General features: G+C 69.9%; 12 protein-coding genes. 1 reads left to right on the forward strand and 11 read right to left on the reverse strand.

The annotated features are described in order from the left end of the window. Positions 1–60: 60 nt before the first annotated feature. The 10 genes from ACI3KT_RS17440 to ACI3KT_RS17485 all read right to left on the reverse strand — a co-directional run bounded on the left by ACI3KT_RS17440 (position 61) and on the right by ACI3KT_RS17485 (position 17,449). On the reverse strand, positions 61–882 hold the full coding sequence (locus ACI3KT_RS17440) for a hypothetical protein (RefSeq protein WP_404905728.1): 822 nt from the start codon (positions 880–882) through the stop codon (positions 61–63). Next, positions 882–1,715: a PP2C family serine/threonine-protein phosphatase gene (locus tag ACI3KT_RS17445; protein WP_292907625.1), complete on the reverse strand. Its 834-nt coding sequence runs from the start codon at positions 1,713–1,715 to the stop codon at positions 882–884. Before ACI3KT_RS17445 ends, ACI3KT_RS17440 begins: the two co-directional genes overlap by 1 nt. Further along, on the reverse strand, positions 1,712–3,799 hold the full coding sequence (locus ACI3KT_RS17450) for a DUF5684 domain-containing protein (RefSeq protein ID WP_404905729.1): 2,088 nt from the start codon (positions 3,797–3,799) through the stop codon (positions 1,712–1,714). The genes ACI3KT_RS17445 and ACI3KT_RS17450 overlap by 4 nt, the downstream gene beginning before the upstream one ends. Beyond that, on the reverse strand, positions 3,796–6,330 hold the full coding sequence (locus ACI3KT_RS17455) for a transglutaminase domain-containing protein (RefSeq protein ID WP_404905730.1): 2,535 nt from the start codon (positions 6,328–6,330) through the stop codon (positions 3,796–3,798). Before ACI3KT_RS17455 ends, ACI3KT_RS17450 begins: the two co-directional genes overlap by 4 nt. Beyond that, positions 6,327–7,697 carry a DUF58 domain-containing protein gene (locus ACI3KT_RS17460; RefSeq protein ID WP_292907619.1) on the reverse strand — a complete coding sequence of 457 codons (1,371 nt, stop codon included), beginning with the start codon at positions 7,695–7,697 and terminating at the stop codon, positions 6,327–6,329. The genes ACI3KT_RS17455 and ACI3KT_RS17460 overlap by 4 nt, the downstream gene beginning before the upstream one ends. Continuing rightward, a complete protein-coding gene (locus ACI3KT_RS17465; RefSeq protein ID WP_307294244.1) occupies positions 7,694–8,659 on the reverse strand; it encodes a MoxR family ATPase in 966 nt (321 codons plus the stop codon). The genes ACI3KT_RS17460 and ACI3KT_RS17465 overlap by 4 nt, the downstream gene beginning before the upstream one ends. Before the next feature lie 37 nt (positions 8,660–8,696). After that, positions 8,697–14,609: an Ig-like domain-containing protein gene (locus tag ACI3KT_RS17470; protein WP_404905731.1), complete on the reverse strand. Its 5,913-nt coding sequence runs from the start codon at positions 14,607–14,609 to the stop codon at positions 8,697–8,699. After that, the gene (locus ACI3KT_RS17475) at positions 14,609–15,736 is read right to left on the reverse strand and encodes a serine/threonine-protein kinase (RefSeq protein ID WP_292907613.1); all 1,128 of its coding nucleotides are present in this window, start codon (positions 15,734–15,736) and stop codon (positions 14,609–14,611) included. The genes ACI3KT_RS17470 and ACI3KT_RS17475 overlap by 1 nt, the downstream gene beginning before the upstream one ends. Positions 15,737–15,839: 103 nt before the next feature. Then, positions 15,840–16,409, reverse strand: coding sequence for a DNA-3-methyladenine glycosylase I (locus tag ACI3KT_RS17480; protein WP_404905732.1), 570 nt, complete (start codon positions 16,407–16,409; stop codon positions 15,840–15,842). Beyond that, the gene (locus ACI3KT_RS17485; protein ID WP_404905733.1) at positions 16,406–17,449 is read right to left on the reverse strand and encodes an NAD(P)-dependent alcohol dehydrogenase; all 1,044 of its coding nucleotides are present in this window, start codon (positions 17,447–17,449) and stop codon (positions 16,406–16,408) included. Before ACI3KT_RS17485 ends, ACI3KT_RS17480 begins: the two co-directional genes overlap by 4 nt. A gap of 115 nt (positions 17,450–17,564) precedes the next feature. On the opposite strand from ACI3KT_RS17485, the gene ACI3KT_RS17490 reads away from it, so the two are divergent. After that, positions 17,565–18,545 carry a hypothetical protein gene (locus ACI3KT_RS17490; protein ID WP_404905734.1) on the forward strand — a complete coding sequence of 327 codons (981 nt, stop codon included), beginning with the start codon at positions 17,565–17,567 and terminating at the stop codon, positions 18,543–18,545. Between the two features lie 107 nt (positions 18,546–18,652). On the opposite strand, the gene ACI3KT_RS17495 is transcribed toward ACI3KT_RS17490, so the two are convergent. After that, the gene (locus tag ACI3KT_RS17495) at positions 18,653–20,692 is read right to left on the reverse strand and encodes an acyl-CoA dehydrogenase (RefSeq protein ID WP_292907605.1); all 2,040 of its coding nucleotides are present in this window, start codon (positions 20,690–20,692) and stop codon (positions 18,653–18,655) included. Positions 20,693–20,928 lie beyond the last annotated feature (236 nt).

The following is a 20,928-nucleotide window of genomic DNA, read 5'->3' on the forward strand; positions in this document are numbered from 1 at the left end:
TATGGCGCGGGGCACCCTCCCTCGACCTGCGTGCGGACCGCGATTCAGAGGAAGCGCGATTCAGAGGAGGACGGTGAATCCGAGGAGCACCAGGCCGACGACCGACACGACGCAGGCCCCCGACACGGCAGCGACGGCATACAGGCTGCGCCGGCGTGCGGCTTTCGCCACCGAGACCCTGTCGGCGTCGATCACGCGGGTCGGAGCGATGTCTCCAGGAGACGCAGGAGGACGGTGCGGTGTGCGCGGCGCTGCACGAGGCTTGTAGATGGCCGGGGGCATCTCCACGTCGGCAGCCGGAGGACGGCTCACCGTGTCGTAGAGCTCTTCGTCGTCCTCTGCGCGCTCCGGCGGAGCATCCGTCCGTCGGCGCCTCTCGACCGCGACCGTGCGGTCCTCGACGGAAACCTCGTCAGCCGTCAGATCTGGTCGACGCCGCCGCTCCACCGCGACGGTGCGATCGTCGATCATGTGCGTGTGTTCATCGAGGTCGTCGTCGGACTCGGAATCGTCTGCGCCGCCGCGACGCCGACGACCCATCACGACGGTGTGATCCTCGACCAGGGGCGAATCCTCGTCGACGTCGTCATCGGACTCGGAATCCACGGCACGCCGGCGTCGACCCATCACCACCGTGCGGTCCTCGACCAGGGGCGAATCCTCGTCGAGGTCGTCGTCAGACTCAGAATCCACGGCACGCCGGCGTCGACCCATCACGACGGTGCGGTCCTCGACCATCGGCGCGTTCTCGTCGGCGCCGTCCCCTGCGACGGCCTCGGCGCCGGCATCCGCTGGGATCGGCCCCTCGCCCGCCTGGCTGCGCCGACGCACCCGGCGGGTGAGTCTCACCGTCGCCTCGGGGATGTCGTCGTCGGAGTCCATCAGCCGCGCCTCCTCACGGGGACCGTGGTGCCTTCGAGCATGGTCGACGTGTGCACCGCCGAGGAGGACTGGCGGCTGTCGGTGGAGTCCTGCAGACCGCCCGCTATTCCTCCCGAGACGACGTCGACCACGACGACCGAGATGTTGTCGCGCCCGCCCGCCTGCTTGGCCCGGCGCACGAGGGCGGCAGCCGCGGTCTCGGGACGTCCGCACATGGTCAGAGTCGCCCTGATGCCCTCGTCGCTGACCTCGCCGCTCAGCCCGTCGGAGCAGATCAGCAGCCGCTCGCCGTTCACGACCGGCACCAGCCAGCTGTCGGCCATGTTGTCGTCGGCGCCGATCGCCCGTGTGATGACGTTGCGCTGCGGAAAGGTCGCGAGATCCTCAGCACGCAGCTCGCCCGCGTCGACGAGCTCCTGACCCAGCGAATGGTCGATCGTGAGCTGCTCGAGCTCGTTGCCGTGATGACGATAGACACGCGAATCGCCGACGTTGAACACCAGCCAGTGCGGCACCTCCTCGTACTCGACGAGGGCGACGGCCGCGACCGTGCTTCCGGCGCCGCGCGAATGCTGGGCCGAGATCGTCGACACCGCCTCGTTCGCGCGGGCGAGTGCGGCGCCGATCTCGGCCGTCGACACCCGCGTGCCTGCCAGCGGCGCGAATGCGGCGACCACGGCCTGGCTGGCCTTGTCTCCTGCCGCGTGCCCGCCCATGCCGTCGGCGACGAGGAAGACGGGCGACTCCGCGAACACCGAGTCCTCGTTGACGGCGCGCTTCAAGCCGAGATCGCTGAGCGCTGCGACGTTGAGGACGACGGATGCGAGTGTCACGAACCGGACTCCACCGCGACGTGCATGCCGACTTCACCGAGCACGAACCGCCCGGCTCCGGTCACGCTCTCACCGGCGTCGAGCAGGGTCTCGGCGCCGTCATCGGCGACGACCACGACGCCGTTGGTCGAGTGCAGGTCGGTGAGACGCCACTCTTCGCCCTGCACGACGAGACGCGCGTGAGTCTTCGACAGAGTGCGCGTCTTGTCGGGGATCGACAGACGCTGCTCGCCCGGCTCGCCCTCGGGGTTGCGGCCGATCACGATGCTCGTCGCCGAGAGGGCGAAGGTGCGCCCGTCGTCGAGAACGAGCACCCGACGAGGACCGCGGCTGCGATGCACGACGACCGTCGCCTCGATGTCGTCGTCAGCGGTCGCGGGTTCGGGCGCCGCCGCGGCGACGGGAACCTGGGGCTCGGGAACCGGCAGCACCACCGGGACGGGCTTGATCGACGCCGCACGGTCGGCGCGGGTTCCCAGGCCCGAGCCGCGAAGACGCTGCGGCTCGGCGAAGGAATCGGATGCCAGGGATTCGGGAGCGCCCTCAGGGGCGGATGCCGGCGCCACCGGCGGCTCGTCGCCGGCGGCTCCGCCGTCGTATGCGGGCGGAGCAGGCGCCTCGGCTGCGGAGGGGACCGGCCCGAGAGCGGCCGAGGGAGCTGACGCGTCGGGGGCCGCCGGTGATTCGGGCGCGATGGGTGCCGATACCAGCGGCTCCTGCTGCGGCGCCGCGGGAGGAGTCGACGTCGCGCCGGGATCGGCAGGCTGAGCGACGCCAGCCGGCTCAGCGGGTGCGACCGGCTGAGCGGGTGTGACCGGCTGAGCGGGTGCGACGGACTGAGCGGGTGCGACCGACTCTGCGGGCGGCGCCGGAGTCTCGAACGGGGCAGGCCAGGCGGGCTGGGCCGGAGCCGGCTCGGCGGGAGCCGGGTGGGCCGGAGCCGCGGGCGAGGCCGGCCAGGTCGGCTCAGCAGGAGCAGGCTCAGCAGGAGCAGGCTCAGCAGGAACCGGGAAGTACGGATCATGCGGAGCGACCGGCTGCACGGGAGAGACGGGCGGCGTCGGCTCGGCGGGCTGAACCGGCGCAGCAGGCGGGGCCGGCTGAGACGGTTCCACCGGCTGATACGGCACGCTGGGCTCGACGGGCTGCACAGGCCCCACCGGCGCCGCCTGAGCAGCAGGCTCCACCGGCACGACGGGCTTCTGCGGCTCGGCCTCGACCGTTGCGGACGGCACGTGGGGGGCGACGCCGGGCACGGAGTCGATCAGGCCCTGTGAAATGGGCAGAGGCGCCGGCTGCGGGGGAGCCGGCTGCTCGAAGGCGGGAGACGGAAGCCCGGTGGCCGCATCGACCGTCGAGGCGCTCGTGCGGTTCAGCGCCGGGATGGTCACATCAGGCGCAGCGGCATCCGAATACCTCGGATCGACGTAGGCCGCCGGACCGGATCCCGGTGCCGGTGGCTGCGGAACGAAGCCCTGCGGGGCGAATGCGCCCGGCGCCGCGGGCTGCGCCGGTGCGAAAGAGCCCGGAGCGGGTGCGAAGGATGCAGGACCAGGAGCGGCGCCCGCATGCGGGATCGGCGCGGCGAGGAAGCCCTGGCCTGAGGGCGCACCGGCGGCGCGCGCAGCATCCGTTCCCACCCGACGAGGACCGTGGAGGCCTGCGAGCCGGTCGCCCTCGGGATACGGCGGGGCGCCCCACGCGAGCAGCGTCGCCCACACCGGCGGCAGCAGCACCGCGAGCACGGTGAATCCCGCACCGCGGCCGAACCGCTTGTTGATGTCGTGGGTCGCGAGAACCTTGAGGTACAGACCGTACAGCTGAACGATCGGAATGAAGTAGAACACGACGTTCCAGGCGGGCCGACCGCCGATCTGCAGGATGGTCGCCTCGTTGAGAACGGGAACCCAACCCTTCCAGGCGTCCTGCTCGAGCTTCGGGAAGAGCTTCGACAGGGCGAACGCGTACCAGACGTACACGCCGAGCCCGATGAGTGCGGTCACGCCCGTGACGACGGCCGATGCCGCGACGAGGTCGGGGGCAGTGACCTCTGCCAGGAACCTGGGGTCTGCGACCGCGATCATGCGTCCTCCTCCTGCCGGCGGGCACCGGCCAATGCGAGCGTACCGAGTGCCAGGTGGCGGCTCCCGAACGCGATCCTCCGTGTCGGCGCGATCCTGGCCACGAACGACCTCAGGCGCAGCCGTGACCGCAGAGCGGCCCATCGGCTCTGGTCGGCGCGCAGCGCCTCGCGTTCCTCGTCGACGACGCTCCAGGCGTGATCGGCGTCATCCTCACCGGGCGGATGCGCGGCGAAGACGGCCTGGTCGACGGCTCGTGCGAGACGCTCTGCGGCGGGACGCTCGACGGTGCGGGCGCTCTGCACCCTGGTGCCCTCGGTCGAGATCGGGATCTCGTGGTCGAGATACACGTCGGTGAGCTCTTCCCACGCTCCCACCAGACGCACTTCCGGGTCCGCCGCGGTGCGACGAGCTTTGCTGCGCAGAGCCTTGACCACGAGCACCACGATCAGCGGAAGCAGCAGCAGAGCGAGCGCGAGCAGGCTGAGGCCGACGATGCGCGCGATGAACAGCACGACCGCGAGCGCGTCGGAGGCGACCGGCTCGGGCGGCACCTCTCCGTCATGCGAGTCGCTCTGCGCCTGCGGCGGGTCGAGAGCCTCCGAATGCGGCTGCTCGGGCACCGTCGGGTGCTCGGGCAGCTGCTCGCCCTCCGTGATCAGACTCGGAAGCTGCGAGTACTGCGGGGTGACGTCGACCGCGGCCCATTCTCCGCCTGACGCGCGCACCTCGACCCATGCGGTCATGTTCGCCCCGGTGCACTCGGTGTCGCAGGCGGGCACACCCGGCACCTCATCAGCCGCCGGGAGGCGCGCGCCGAGGACGACGCGCGATTCCAGACCCCACAGCTGTGCGAGCAGGGCGGCCGCGGTGGCGAACTGCTCGTCGTCGCCGACGGCCGCGACGAGCATCTCGGGCGTCGCATCTGCGCCGGCCCTGCGCTGCTGGTCGACCAGCGACGTGAAGAGCTCCTCGATCCGCGCCGTGGAGTGTCCGGCGTAGCTGGGGGCGAACGAGTAGCCCTCCGACGCCTTCAGTGCGGCGATCCACGTCGCCGCCGCCTCGTCGTCGAGCAGCGCGTGCGAGAGATAGCCGCGGGCGCGGAGCCTCTCGATCAGCTCCAGGAAACCGGCTCCTGTGCGCGGAAGCTCCTGCATGTCCGCCCACTCCGCGAGGGCGGGATGATCATCGGCGTCGAGCAGCGACTCCCCTCCCTGCACGTCGGTCAGCGAAGCGGACTTGCCCGGGGCGTCGACGAGCACACTGTAGCGGTCGCCCGGCACGAGGCCTGCTCCCGCGCCTGAGGTCTCGGCGATCGTGATCGCGGTGTCTCCGTCGGCATCCACGTGGAAGCCGTCGGCCAGTTCGTCGGCACGCGAACCCGAGAACGTGGGCGCCTGTGCGAGCCCCGATGGGGTCGGCACCCAGATCCCGCTGTACGCGTCGCCCACCGTGATGCCGAGCTGCACTCGGCCATCGCCGGGGGCCGCGGCACGCGGCAGTCGGGTGAACCGGTCGTCTGCGGCGATGTGGAAGTCCTGGCCGTCGAAGGCGTCGAGGGTCGCGATCCTGATGCGCTCGATGGAACCGGGGTCGCCGTCGATCCTCACGACCGTCTCGTCGGCGCGCTCGGCCGTGAACCACGACCGGTACTCGCCGAGAGGACTCGACTGCTGCTGCACGACGATCATCGGCTCGACCTCGTCGCGCAGCACCGAGCGATCGTGCCAGCCCGCTGCCGCGGGGGCGATCGCGAGACCGGCCACCAACGCGACGACGATGAGCGCACCCGACAGCAGATGGCGGCGGATGCTGAGCCACACCGGCGCCGCCCGCCGCGTGATGTTGTGCGCGGCGACGGCGCGCAGCGCCCGCGCGCGCCGGAGGCGGGACGCCCCGACCAGGAAGACCAGGGCGATGACGAAGACCGCGACGCCGATGACCCACTCGCGCGGAGACGGAAGCGTGAACCCGAGCAGCACGACAGGGGCGCTGGTGCCGGTGGCGCCGAACGCGATGCCGAACACGCTCATGGCCGACACCACGATCACGGCGAACGTGGAGCGCCTGCTGCTGCGGCCGAGCACGAGAAGGCTCGCGATGAAGGCGCCGAACAGCACGACGACGAGGAACGGGATGAGCACCGCCTGATACTCGCCCAGCGGCGGATTCAGCGTCAGGATCTGCTTCCAGCCCAGCACGATGCCCAGTACGGCGTCGCGCAGCCCGCCGAAGAACGCGCCCGGCGACGACAGCGCGGAGGGGATGGCGAGCGGCACGGCGACGACGACATAGGCGACCGCGGCGAGCAGCGCGGCGAGCAGCGTGCCCCAGCGCAGCACCCGGGCGACGACGGCCGCGGCGATGCCGACGAGCCCTCCCACGATGCCGACGACGATCGCGCGCGGCGCGTCGTACACGGGCCAGGCCGCGAGCGTCGCGAGCACGACGCCGGCGAAGACGTAGCCGAGGCCCCACAGATTCAGCACGCTGAACAGGGAATCCTGCTCGCGTCGAGCCGCCGTGCCGCTCATTTCAGGACTCCGCGAGCGAGCATCTGCGGCAGGTCTCCGAGAGCGCCGAGCGTCATCACCACGAGCTCCCGCGCGCTGCGCAGGGTCGGCTCCTGGCCGAGCTCGGAGCGCACGGCGACCGCCTCCACGGCGGCCGGCAGCGAGATCGCCGCCATCCTCAGGCGATCCAGAGGCATGAGCGAACCCGTCATCAGGAACGCGATCGACAGGTCGGGGTAGGACTGGACCGTGAGCTTCGTCACGGATTCGAGGCGCATCACGTTGTCGGCGGCGTCGACGCCGCTCGTCGCGTCCAGGAGCGCCTTCGGGGTCACGGTCGGCAGCGTGCTGATCGACAGCACCTCGGCTCGTGCGTGCTCAGGGATCTCGTTGCTCACGACGAACAGCACGTCGCGACCCTCGGTGACGCCCTGCAGGGCGAGAGACGCCGCGGCGCTCACGGTCGTCTCGAACTCGTCATCGCTGTCGTACGACGACGCGGCGAGATCGAGGATGATCGCGATCCGCGCATGGCGCGACTCCTCGTACTGCCGCACCATGAGCTTGCCGGTCTTGGCGGTCGACTTCCAGTGCACGTGGCGCTGCGAGTCGCCCACCACGTACTCCCGCACGGCGTGGAACGAGAGGTCGGCGTCGACGAGCACCGAGCTCGGGGTTCCTTCGAGATCGCGGATGAGCCCCGCGCTCGTGCTGGGGATGCGGACGGTCACCGGATGCACGTGGATGCGCTGCACCTCGGGCCAGCTCAACTCGCGGCGGAGGATGCCGATGGGGTCGCCGCGCGTGATGGTCATAGGGCCCACGTCGATGATGCCGCGGCGATGCGCCGCGATCGTGAGCTCCTCGCGGTGGTGCCCTTCGGGTCGCAGCAGCGGGACGTGCGCCTCGACCAGCCCCTCGCCCACCGGCACGTCGACGACGCCCGGCAGCGCGAGGCGCGAGCCGTTGTTGCGCACGTCGAGCACGGCCCCGATGTCGGTGCCGGCGACCACGCGGTCGCGGCCGAGTGCGAGTTCGATGCGGTAGTCGTGCTCACCGAGGATGAACGGGATGCAGACCACGAGCAGCACGAAGGCGATCGCCGCCACCGCCCATGCCTCGACCCAGCCGAACAGCAGACCACAGACCAGGCCCAGCACCAGCGCCGCAGAGACCAGGACGCCTGCGGCGGTGACGGTCTCGCCGATCCAGGCGTACACGCGACGAAGCATCCGTCCGGTGCGGCGCAGCATCCTGCGCGTGCCGAACACCGCGCCGCGGACCGGTCCGCGGCGCGTGCGGTCGTATCGCGTCACCGTCGACGTCCGGGTCGAGGTGCTCGTCCCGGCGGCGGTGCGCGTGATACGCGATTCGGTGCTGTAGCTCACGCAGTCCCGTTCTCACGGGGCGGTTCGACGTCGAGCAGGATCTGCCCCACGACGGCCACGGCCGTGACGCCGTCGAACTCGGCCTCCGGCTCGAGGACGAGGCGGTGCGCGAGGGCTGTGACCGCGAGGTCGCGCACGTCGTCGGGCGTCACGAAGGTGCGACCCGATTTCGCGGCCCAGGTCATCACGAGACGCGAGAGCGCCAGGGCTCCGCGCACGCTCACGCCCAGGCGCACCTCGGAGGCGCGACGGGTGGCGTCGACGATGCGCATGATGTAGTCGGAGATCAGCGGGTTCACGTACACCTCGCGGGCCATCTCGGCCATCGTGAGGATCGTGTCGGTGCCGGCGATGCCCTTGAGCGGCGGCTTCACGGTCGCCGCCCCCTGCAGGATGCGCATGGTCGCGGCGTCGTCGGGGTAGCCGATCGAGGTCTTGATCATGAAGCGGTCGAGCTGCGCCTCGGGCAGGCGGTAGGTGCCGCCCTGCTCGATCGGGTTCTGGGTGGCCATCACGAGGAACGGCGATCCGACGGGGCGCGAGACGCCGTCGACCGTGACCGTGCCCTCTTCCATGACCTCAAGCAGCGCCGACTGCGTCTTCGGCGATGCGCGGTTGATCTCGTCGGCGAGCACGATGTTGGCGAAGATCGGCCCCGCGTGGAACTCGAAGGTGCCCTGCTTCTGGTCGTACACCGTGATGCCGGTGACGTCTCCGGGAAGCAGGTCGGGCGTGAACTGGATGCGCGAGCTGACGCCGTCGATCGTCTGCCCGATCGACCGCGCGAGCGCGGTCTTGCCGGTGCCGGGGAAGTCCTCGAGCAGCACGTGGCCCCCGGTCACGGCCGCGGCGAGCACCAGCTCGACGACGTGGCGCTTGCCGAGGATGGCCTGCTCGACGTTGCCGGCGAGGATCGAGAACGTCTCGGCGAACCAGGCCGCCTGCTCTTTCGCGATGGTCATGAGATCCGGGCTTCCTTTCGGATCGGATGCTGCGCGCTCAGCACAGGTTCATCCGATGTGTGATGGTCGACAGGGTGTTGTAGGCGCCGGTGAAGTCGATCTTCACGTCGTAGACGCCGATCGTGTCGGGAACGGCGGTCCTTGAGAAGCTGTACGAGCCGCTCGCGGCCGCCGAGACGTTCACCGCGCTCTGCTGGTCCACCAGCGGCAGGCAGGCGTCGAACGTCACCTTCACGGTGGTGGGGGCGGTGGCCGCCGTGATCGGCGCCGTCCCCGAGCATTTGTCGGGTTCGGAGTTGTTGCACGCCTTGACGCTGATCTGCCCCGGTGCCGAGTCCGACGAGAGGGTGAAATCTGTGCGCCAGGTGCCGTACAGCAGGTACCACGGCGTGAATTCCGCCTCGACCGTCGGCGAGGGCGCCGAGGCCAGCCCGTAGGTGTACGTGCTGCCGTTCTGCTGCGGAGAGGTCGCCACGGAGTACGTGGTGTTGCCGCCGGGGCCGCTGACCGAGGTGAAGGTGAACACGGTGGTCGTGTTCGACTCGCCGACGCCGAAGCCGTTCGACACGCAGGCTTTGACGTTGTAGCGCTTGTACTGCTCGAGATTGCCGATCGACGGGGAGTCAGAGGTCACGCCGCCGCTGACAGTCAGTCCGCCGCTGCCGTTGTCCGAGCAGGTCACGTTCCCCGATCGCCATGCGACGTAGACCACGTTGAGCGGCTGCGTGCTGCCGTTGCTCTGTGCGGCGATCCCCGAGACGTTGACCGACGTGTTCGACACGGGTTGCGCGCTCGGCGACCGCGGGTCGAAGTAGGGAGCGCCAGCGACCTGCACGGAGACGGGGAAGGCGCCGCCCTCGTTGCCGATGTTGCCCGCGGGCGGCTGGAACTGGCTGATCGGCACGATCGTGACCGACTGGCCGCCGGGGCTCAGCACGATGTCTGCCGTGGTCGTCGGCCCCTGACGCTGGATGATCTCGCCGGTCTCCTGCACGCGGAACGACGCCGCGTCGTTCGACGACGTGATCGACAGGGCCGCGACGCCCCGCGTGGTGTCGGTGACGCCGGGGCGATAGACGGGAGTCGCGGTGACGTTCGTCACCTCGGGGGGCGCATATGCCCAGCTCGTGTGCGCCGAGGTGGGCGCCGAGGCACCCACGGAGTTCACGGCGACCGCGGTGAAGCTGTGCGGCGCGCCGGTGACGAGTCCGCTCACGGTGCACTGGTACACGGCGCCGGACGCCGAGCACGAGGCGTTCGCGGGGGCGCCGTCCTGCATGATCGTCACCGAGGTGACGGCGGGGTGCGCGTTCGCGGCTTCACCGAGCGGCACCTCCAGAACGACCGTGGTCCGCGTGTAGCCGACAGTCGTCACGCTGGCAGGCGCCTGCGGATAACCCTGCAGATCGAGCGTGAGGGACCCGGCGCCTGTGCGATCCTGCGCATCCGCGACGACGAACGGGAAGATGCACTGACCGCCGGGTGCCTTGCCGCCACCGGGCCAGCTCACCGAGATCGCGCTCTCTCCCGATGCGGAGGCGGTCGCGACGTCGCAGCGCGAGCCCTCGCCGAGCGAGACCAGAGTGAGGCCGGCCCCCGGCTTGCCCTGGAACGGGTCGTACTCGCCGGCCACGCCGACGACCTCGATCGAGCAGTTCGCGCTCGTCACGACGCACTGACGCGTCAGCGTCGCGCCGCGGGGAGCGTCGGGCGGTGCGATCCCGACGACGACGCGCAGGGATGCAGAGGCTCCGCCGAAGGCGGTCAGGGTCACGTCCACGTCTTCACGCGTGCCCGGCTTCGCATCGGCGTTCGCGAGGATCGACACCGACGAGCCGTTCTGCGTGACCGTGAAGGAGGAGCCGGCGTAGACGATGCCGAAGTCGAGGGATTTCGGGTCGCCTTCGCGACCGCCCTCCCAGGAGGTCATGGTCGAGTACAGGTCGACGGTCTCGGTCTCACCCGGCGCCACGGTGTGCGAGATCGAGGTGAGCACGACCTGCGGGGCGGCTGGGCGGATGCCGATCGGCACCTCGACGTACGACCAGCGCTGCTGGCCCTGCAGCCGCACCTGCACGAGACAGGTGTCGGACCAGGGCGCGTCGGCGCCTGCCGAGTACTCGACCGACAGCTTTCCCTCCGCGGTGCAGCCTGCGGCGGCGCGCTGCACGGTGAACTCCCCGGTCGCGAGCTCGACCCGGTCGGACGAGGGGAGGTCGAGGTAGTCGATCACGTCGAACGCCTTGGACTTCTCCTCGTCGACCACGACGGGAGTGACCCCCGGCTTCAGCTGCACGCGCAGATCGTCGAACGGCGGGATGCGCAGGAAGCCGTAGGCGACCACCTCTCGACCGCCTTCGGCCGTGCCGGTCAGCTGGAACGGGATCAGAGCGCCCTCCGCGGGCGCTTCACCGACGATACGACTGCCGTTCACGGTGAAGCCCGGCTGCTCGCCCCACAGGCTGAGCCGGAGCGACCCGGTGTCGCCCGAGGTCCACTGCACCCGGTCGGTGACGACATCGAGACCACCGTCGCCCAGCTCTCCCCTGGTGCGTGCGGTGAGAACGGTGTCGGCGACGGTAGGCTGGTCGGTCACGGCGTCTTCGGTGACCGTGACCACGACGAGGCCCTGCGAGGTGCTCTGCGTGCGGGTCGAGCGCACGGTGTAGATGTACGAGTTCGTGCCTTCGGTCTCACCCGCCCGCAGCACGACCCTGCCGTCGTCGAGCGAGGTGCTGTCGTCGATGAGCGCCTTCAGCCGCTCGAAGTCGGGGTTGCCTTCGACCTGCGGCGCGTTCGGCACGAGCTCGATCAGCTCGAGGTCGCCCTGGGCCGGGTCGAGGTCGTTGGCACGCGGGTCGAGGATGACGGGCGTCGACGAACCGGCCTGCACCCGCACGTAGTCGCTGTAGGTCACGGGAGCCGCGTCGTCGACCTTGCCGTCGAGCACGCCGATGCGCACCTGCCCCGTGCCCTCTTCGCCCCCGGGGTCGCGAACCGTGTAGCTGAACGCCACCTGGCCGCCCTCGACGCCCGCAGCGGGCGCGCGGTACACGATCGCGTCGCCGGCGGCGGTGACGGTGGCGGTTCCCTGTCCCTTGCCCGGCTGGGCGACGTCCGACAGCACGACGCTGTCGCCATCTGCATCCATCCCGGTCGTCGGCACCGTGAGCGTGACGGTCTGCCCGCTGAGCACGCGACCGGTGAGACCGGTGGGCGTGGGTGCGCGGTTGGTCCCGGGCGGAACGACCGTCACGGTGACCGTTCCGTTGTCGGAGAGCGAGGGATTGCGCTCGAGGGACACGGCGTAGGTGAGGCGATAGGTGCCAGGCGTGCTCGGGGCGAGATAGCGCAGGCTGTTGCCGTCGGCGAAGACCAGCTCGTCGGGCTGACCCGAACCGATGACCTCGGGTTGCACGATGAGCGCCTCGCCGCGCGGGGCGACGTCGTTCGCAGCGACGTCGATGCGCGCGAGGGAGCCGGCCCGCACGGTGATCGCATCGGGGAAGATGATCGGACGTGTGACGGATGACGGCGGCGCGAGGAAGACCGTCACTGTGCCCTTCACCGCGGCGCCTGCGCCGTCGGCGACCGTGACACCGGCCGTGCCAATCACTCCCGACTCGCCGTTCTCGGTCGTGCCGCTCACGCGGATGCTCTCGTTGCCGACGATGCCGACGTTGAGGCGCGACGTCGAGCTCGACGCCTCCGAGATGATCAGCACGCGTCCGCTGGTGTTCTGCACGGCTCGCAGCACGTCGACCGTGGTGTCCTCGCCCTCGCGCACGAACGCCGTGAGCGGCGCCATAGCCAGAGCCGACGAGCCGTCCACCGCCGTGATGCGGATCACGGCCGATTTCTCGGCCTGCGTCGTGACGTCCTGCGCGGTGTAGGTGACGATGTACTGGCCCGGTACGGCGACCGTGACGTCGACCGTGCCCGCAGCGGTGTTCGGCGACACCTCGAGTCCCTCGGCGGCCGCAGCGGTCTGCACGGCGTCGAGCAGACGGTACGTGCCGGATCCGCCGGAGAGGTGGTCGGCGATGTCGATCGACTGGGGCTCATCGATGCGCACGGTGAGGGCGACGGGAGCCGCCACCATCGTCGGGCTGCCGGTGACGCGCACTTCGATGGTCTTCTCGGCTGTGGCGCCGTGCGAGTCCTGCACGATGATCGTGATCGCGATCGCGGCGTCGGAGGCGTTCGGATCGGTGTGGCGGATCGCCACGCGCCCGTCAGCCATCGGCACGACCATCACGGGTGCCGCGGAGTCGGTCTCGTAGGCGTCGCTGAGGACGAACGGGTCGCCCTCGGGATCGACCCAGCCCGCGAGCGCCGAGACGATCGTGCTGCCACCGGGAAGCAGCTGAGGCGCTGGCCACTCCTGCTGGCACGCTTCGACTCCGCACCACACCGGGGCGGAGTTCACGTCGGGGCTCACCACGGTGAGGGTCACGGTCGCCGGCTCGGAGACCGCCGCTCCGTCGGTCACCGTGTAGGTGAAGCTCGTCTGCCCTGACGCCGCACGCACGTTCACGACGAGCGACTGCCCGTTGCCGACGAGCGACAGGTCGCCGAAGCCGGCATCCGCCAACGCCCCGACCGACGCCGGGTCGATCGTGAGCACGTCCTTCTTGTTCGGGTCGTGGTCGTTGAACAGCACGGGCAGGATCACCTGCTGGCCGCTGCGCACTCCGAAGGAGTCGTCGACCGCCACTGGCGGGAGCTCCTCGGCGACGTCCTCGACGACGACCGTGCCCTCCTGCTGTTCGGTCTCGTCCTCGATGGCCCACTGCTCGAGCGGGATGAGACGGCCCTCGGGCGCGGTCCAGATCAGGCCGGTTCCCGCTTCGACGAGCACGGTGCGGTCGCCGTTGGTCTGCAGCACCGGCCGAATGGCTGAGGACTCGAGTGCGGCGTCCGGCACCGTCAGCGGGACCGTGTCGCCGTCGGCCCACAGGGTTCCAGAGCCGGTGTCGATCCAGGCGGCGAAGGCGTGCCCGTTCATCACGACGGGAGCTGCGGGAACGCCGTTCGCCTCGGCGACGCGCGTCGCCTTGCCGCCCGACAGCGGAACGGAGACGAGCCCGTCGGCATCGGCGATCAGGATCTCGTCGCCGGACGAGGCGCCGCTCTGCAGCAGCGCGCCCTCGCCGAGGTCGACGCTGACGGGATCGCCGCGGCCGGAGAGCCAGAGCCTGCTCTTGTCGAGCTGCAGAAGGGCCCAGGTATCGCCGACCACGGTCATGGCGAGGCCTGCGGTGCTCTTGGGTGCGGAGGAGATCTTGTCGCCGTCGCCGATGAAACGATGCTCGGTGACGTCGAAGCGGCGGACGGCCGACTCCTCGGACGAGTACAGCGCCAGGATGCCGTCGGGCGAGAGCCCGATCGCGTCGGCCGTGTAGGTGGGCTTCTCTTCGCCCTTCTTCACCTCGACCTCGGCGAACGGGTCGACGAGGGCGGTGGCGGCCTTCGCCTCGAGAGTCGTCACCGAGACCTGGCCCGTGTCGGTGCGATAGGCGACGTAGGAGCCGGCCGAGACGATCTCACGGGTGCCGACAGGAGTGGGCTGCGAGGCGAGCGGTGCGCCCTCCTCGCCAGAGTCGGAGAGGAGGTCCTGCGGGTCGGCGGGATCGAGGTCCCAGCGCTGGCGGGAGCCCTGGCTGAAGAGCACGGCATCCGCCCCGCTCTGCCACACGTGCTCGGGGGAATCGACGTCGCGCACCGTGTCGATCTCGGCGAGATCGGTGTTCACGCGCGCGTACTGACCGGAGTCGCGCATGACCCATACCGACGACTCCAGGCGCGGAACCTCCTGCGCCTGGTATCCCTGGGCGGTGACCGCGAACGTGACGACGGCCGCGAGCGACGCGAGTCCGGCGACGGCCGCGATGACGCGGCTGCGTGAACGGGGCCGCGTCTCGGTGGCTGCACGATCGCCGATCGGCATCAGATCACCCCCGTCATCATGAGCACGGCGACCCCCACGACGGCGAGCACCGCCATGCCGACTCCGGCGCCGATGAGGCCCGCGGCGAGCGGCGAGCGCTGCCTGGACGGCGCCGGCAGCTCGTCGCGTTCACGTGGCCCGCGGTCTTGACGGGCGGCGCGCACCGCTCGGCGCCCGCCTTCGTCGACGGTGGTCACGACCGGGCCGCGGGGTGCGGCATCCGAGAAGTTGACCGGCGCGGCGGCGGCCCACTCGGCAGAGGCCGCTTCGAAGGCCGTGGGGGCGGCGCCCAGGTCGTACTGCGCCCAGCGCAGCCGCTCGGCGAACTCGGCCATGGACGAGAAACGGCGGGACGGGTCGCGCTGCATGGCCGTCGAGAGCACGTCGTCGATCGCGCGCGGGAAGCCGGGAACCGGCACCGGGGTGTAGTGCGCTTTGACGATGCGCTTGGTGAGCTGTGCGCGCGAGTTCGCGGAGCGGTCGTCGCTCTCGAAGGGCGTGCGACCCGCGAACAGCGTGTACAACGTGGCGGCGAGGCTCCACACCTCGCTGGCCACCGAGCCGGAGACCCGCTCCTGCAGCACTTCGGGTGCACTCCACGGAACCGACATAGCGATGATCTCGGGGTCGCCTTCGTCGACGACCGCGGCGGCGATGCCGAAGTCCGCGAGCACGGGAGAGCCCAGTGAGCTCATCAGGACGTTCGACGGCTTGATGTCGCGGTGCAGGAGTCCGGCGCGGTGCACGGTCTCGAGGGCGCCCGCGATGCGCACGCCTGCGTCGAGCACCTCGGCGACGGGCAGCGGGCCCTTCTTGTACCGGGTGCCCATGTTGTCGGGGCAGTACTCCATGGCGATGTACGGCCGACCGTCGGACGAGATCGAGGCCTGGTAGATCGTCACGATCGCCGGATGCGCGCTGAGCCGGGCCGAGATGTCGGCCTCGACGTTGAAGTTGCGCAGCACCTCGGGGTTGACGGCATCCGCCAGCAGCACCTTGACCGCGGCTACGCGTCGAGGCAGGTCCTGCTCGTACAGGAAGACGTCGGCGAAGCCGCCTGAGCCCAGCGGGCGCACATAGCTGTACCCGGCGAGCACCGGTGGTGCCGACATGGTGCGCTTGGCCACTGCGATTCCCCTCGAGTTCGTCCACGGCGAGAGGCGCATCGATCCGATAGCGCAGTTCCCCCAACGGGGATTATATCTGTGGTCAGGGGTCGCCTTTCGGCGCTCAGGCTCGCCAGCATCCCTCGATGTGGTCGTCGACCATGCCTGCCGACTGCATGAGCGCGTACATCGTGGTCGCGCCGACGAATCGGAACCCCCGTCGGCGCAGCTCCTTGCTCATCGCGGTCGACTCCGGCGTGACGGCCGGCACGTCAGCCATGCTGCGAGGGCGGATGCCGGATGCGGGCGGCGCGAACGACCACATCAGCTCGTCGAGCTCACCCTCGGCCATCTCGCGCACGATGCGCGCATTGCCGATCGTGGCCTCGATCTTGGCGCGGTTGCGGATGATGCCGGCATCCGCCATCAGGCGCTCGACGTCGCTCTCTCCGAACTCCGCGACGATCTCGGGGTCGAAGCCCGCGAACACCTCTCGGAACCGCGGGCGCTTGCGCAGGATCGTGATCCAGCTGAGCCCCGCCTGGAAGCCCTCGAGCGCCATCTTCTCGAACAGCGCCCTGTTGCCGTGCAACGGGGTTCCCCACTCCTCATCGTGGTAGCGCCGGTACTCCGCGTCGTCGCCGACCCAGGCGCATCTGTCTCGCGCGTCAGGCCCGGTGCGGAGCGACGTCATGCGAAGGTCGCCGCGTCGATCACGAACCGGTATCGCACGTCGGAGGCGAGGACCCGCTCGTAGGCGGCGTTGATCTCGGATGCCGGGATCACCTCGATCTCGGCGGCGATGCCGTGCTCTGCGCAGAAGTCGAGCATCTCCTGGGTCTGCGCGATGCCGCCGATGTTGGAACCGGCGAGGATCCGGTTGCCGCCGATCAAAGACATCACGCCGACCTCGAGCGGCTCGCCGGGGGCGCCGACGCAGACCATCGCGCCGCCCACATCGAGCAGGCCGAGGTACGAGCGGAGGTCGACCACGGCGCTCACCGTGTTGAGGATGACGTCGAACGATCCGCGCAGCTGCTTGAACGTGCCGGGGTCGCTCGTGGCGAAGTAGTGATCGGCGCCGAGACGGATGCCGTCGTCCTTCTTGCTCAGCGTCTGCGAGAGCACGGTGACCTCGGCGCCGAGAGCGTGTGCGATCTGCACGCCCATGTGGCCCAGTCCGCCCATTCCGACGACCGCGACGCGGGTGCCGGGTCCCACATTCCAGTTGCGCAGCGGCGAGTACGTGGTGATGCCGGCGCAGAGCAGAGGCGCGGCCTTGTCGAGCGGGAGGGCGTCGGGGATGCGCACCGCGAAGCGCTCGGTCACGACCACCTGCTGCGAGTAGCCGCCCTGCGTCACGGTGCCGTCGCGGTCGACGCTGCCGTAGGTGAAGACGGCGCCCTCGAGGCAGAACTGCTCCTGGCCGCGCAGGCAGCTGCGGCACTCTCCGCACGAGTTCACCAGGCAGCCGACGCCGACCCGGTCTCCGACGGCGTGCGCCGTGACCGCATCGCCGATCGCAGCCACCGTGCCGGCGATCTCATGTCCGGGAGCGAGCGGGTAGCGCTGCGGGCCCCAGTCGCCCCGCACGGTGTGGATGTCGGAGTGGCAGATGCCTGCGAAGGCGACGTCGATCAGGATGTCGTTCGGGCCCAGCTCGCGGTGTTCGATGAGGGTCTTCTCGAGCGGGGCTGCTTCGCGGGGTGCGGCGTAGGCGGTGACGCGGGTCATCGGGTCCTCTTTCGGTGGGATGCTCTCCATTCTTCCTGTTCCGCGCCCGCTCGGTCGCCTTCCGCCGCAGCCGGGCGGGCGGTACCGTGGCGGTACGACTCTGGAGGGAAGTCCCATGCGTCCATCGACCGTGCCCGCGCGGATCATCACCGCGGTGTTCTCCGTCATCGTCGCACCCGTCGGCGTCGGCGTGCTCAACGCCGGCGGGAGGACCTGGCAGTACGCCTTCGGCGCATACGGGGGCGTCGACGCCGCCGAGTTCGCAGGTCCCGTCCTGCTGCAGGCGCTCGGCATCCTCCTTCTGCTCGCCGTCGTCGCGACCGGGTTCTGGAGCTCCGCCGGGCTGCTCGCAGTCGGCGTCCTCTCCGTGGTGCCGATCGCGCTCGCGCTGTTCCCCGTCCTGCTCCTGGACATGTATCAGAGCCCGCTGCCGATGGAGTGGGTCGACGGCATCATGTACGGCATCCCGCTCGCCCTGTTCCCCGCCTTCGGGGCCATGGGGCTCGCGCTGCTGCTCTCGAAGAGGTACCCCGCACGACCGAACATGGTGCTGAGCGTCGTCGGGCTCTTCGTCGCACCTGTTCTGCTCATCGCCGGCGCCTGGTTGCTCACCTTGGGACTCGCCAGGGGCACGCTCGTCGCCCTCCAGCAGTTCCGGTTCGACTTCGCGATCGACGCGGCCGCCTCGGTCCTCGTCGGCGTCATCCTGATCGTCGCGGGCATCATGACCACCCGATGGTCGCCGTTCGCCCTGCTCCTGCCGGCGCTCGTGCTGCTGATCATCACGCCGATGTCGCTGACGCCGGTGAGCGGGTTCTACGATCTGATCTTCCGCACGTCCATGGATCTGAGCCGCGCGCTCCTTCCCCTGCTGCTGACGGGCGCCGGCGTCGCTGCCGCGCTGAGCTACGTGCTGTTCACGGTCGTGCTGCTGCGGGCCCGACGCCGGGCCAGAGTCGGAGGTGCACCGATCGGCCCGTATGCGCAGCCCTACCCCTACCCGCCGGCTCAGCCCTACCCAGCACCTCAGCCGGCGCAGACCTATCCGCCCGCGCAGCCGCCGGCATATCCCGGTCAGCCCCACGCGCAGCCGTAACCAGCGGTCCAGCCCCACTTCCTGCTCCGGGATGACTGATGTGGCGTCTGCTGTCGGAATCCGCGCAGGAATCCGACGGCAGGCGCCACGTCATCGAGTGAGCAGCGTCAGCGTTTCTTGGCCTTGAGCGCCTTCTCCTGCACGGGGGCGTTGCCGGATGCTGCGAGCTCGGCGTAGTACGCCCGAGCTTCGTCCTGCCTGATCTTCTCCGCACCGCTCGCGATCGGGGCGCGCAGGTGCTCCTGCTCATATCCGAACGCGTCGACGAGATCGAGCGCGTACGGGCGCAGGCGCGCGCACAGGCGGTCGATGTAGCTCGACACGGCTGCGGCGCGCTGCGTCGACAGCCGCCCGTTGATGAGGTACCAGGCCAGATGCTTCTCGACCAGCTGCAGACCGAACAGATCGCGCAGCCAGGTCAGAACCTTCTTGGTGTCGGCATCCGTCGCACGGTTCACGCCGTCGGTGAACGCCTCCCACTGCAGCAGCTCGCCGTGGGCGCGCGCGGCTTCGATGAGCTCTGCCTGGTTCTCGTTGAACAGGCGCGCGCCGAGCTCCTTGTCCTTGCCGGCGGCACGCAGCCGTCCCGCGATGTCCGCGATCATCTGCTGCACGCGGCCGGTGAGGAGCTCGTGCTGCTGTTCCTCGCGAAGTCCGTTCTCGACAGAGCGGGCGGTCGAGCCGAGGTCGGCGACGGCCTGGCCGAGCTGCCGGAGGCCGGCGCCGTGGAAGACCTTGCCCGCGGTCTGACCGACCGCGAACTTGGCGAGTGCGGCAGCATCCTTTCCCTTGAACTGCGCGGCGTAGTCGGTGAGCAGACGCTTGCCGACCAGCTGCAGCAGCACGTTGTTGTCACCTTCGAAGGTGACGTAGATGTCGAGATCTGCGCGCAGGCCCACCAGACGGTTCTCGAACATGAACCCGGCCCCGCCGCAGGCCTCCCGGGCCTCCTGCAGCGTGTCGAGCGCATGCCACGTCGACAGCGGCTTGAGAGCGGCGGCCAGAGTCTCGAGGTCTTCGCGATCGTCTGGGGTGTCGGTGCGACCCGAGAAGACGCCGTCGAACTTCTGCAGGAACTCGTCGTGCGCGAAGATCTGCGCGTAGGTCGTCGCGAGCCGCGGCAGCAGACGGCGCTGGTGCTTGCCGTAGTCGAGGAGAACGACCTCCTGGCCGTCGGCGCCGCCGAACTGGCGGCGCTCGGTGGCGTACGTGATCGCGATCTTCAGACCGAGGGCCGAGGCCCACGAGGCGGCGCCGTCGAGCGACACGCGGCCCTGCACGAGGGTGCCGAGCATCGTGAAGAATCGGCGGCCAGGGCTGTCGATCGCGCTCGAATAGGTGCCGTCGGCGGCGACGTCACCGTAGCGGTTCAGCAGGTTCGTGCGGGGGATGCGCACGTGGTCGAAGCTGAGCCGGCCGTTGTCGATGCCGTTCAGGCCGCCCTTGAGCCCGTCGTCCTCACGGCCGATGCCGGGGAGGTCGGAGCCGTCGTCACCGCGCAGCGGCACGTAGAAGCAGTGCACGCCGTGATTGACCCCGTTCGTGATCAGTTGAGCGAAGACCGTTGCGGCGATGCCGTGCAGGGCGGCGTTGCCGAGATACTCCTTGGTCGCCGCGCGGAACGGCGTGTGGATCACGAACTCCTCGGTCGCGGGATCGTAGGTCGCGGTGGTGCCCACCGAGGCGACATCGGAGCCGTGGCCGATCTCGGTCATCGCGAAGGCGCCAGGGATCTCGAGGCTCATGATGCCCGGGAGCCACTTGTCGTGATGCTCGGCGGTGCCGAGCTGCAACACTGCCGAGCCGAACAGGCCCCACTGCACGCCCGACTTGATCTGCAGGCTGGGGTCGGCGACCACGAGCTCTTCGAACCCGGCGATGTTGCCGCCGTTGTTCTCCTCGCCGCCGAGGCGCTTCGGGAACGCGCGATGCACGGCCTTGTTCTCGACGAGCAGATGCAGCTGGCTGAGCACGCGCTCGCGGTGCTCGTCCTTGCCGAGGTCGTCCTTGCGCCAGAACGCCGGGTCCTTGATCATCTCTCGGGCCTGACGGCGGGTCTGCGCCCAGGTGCCCATCAGGAGCTCGTTGATCTGCTCGACATCGAGCTGCGGATTCTTCACTTCGGACACGGTGGCGACGTCAACCATGGCGTTCCTCTCAAAGGACTCAGGGATACGTCAATGGTAGGTCTGCGACAACATCGAACGAACTCGCGTGTGGGGTTCGCACAAGCGGATGCCGCGACGTCGCCGGGTCTCGTTGTCACCTGCGCACAGTCGCGGCCGCGCGTCCCCCGGCTCCCTCAGCGAGCGACGATGCGCGCCGCGGAGCTCCTGCGGGGCCACAGTCGCATCGCGCCGCCGGTGCGTGGTCAAATCTGCAT

Origin of the sequence: Microbacterium sp. ZW T6_19 (genome assembly GCF_044987465.1) — a bacterium.
GTDB lineage: Bacteria > Actinomycetota > Actinomycetes > Actinomycetales > Microbacteriaceae > Microbacterium > Microbacterium natoriense_A.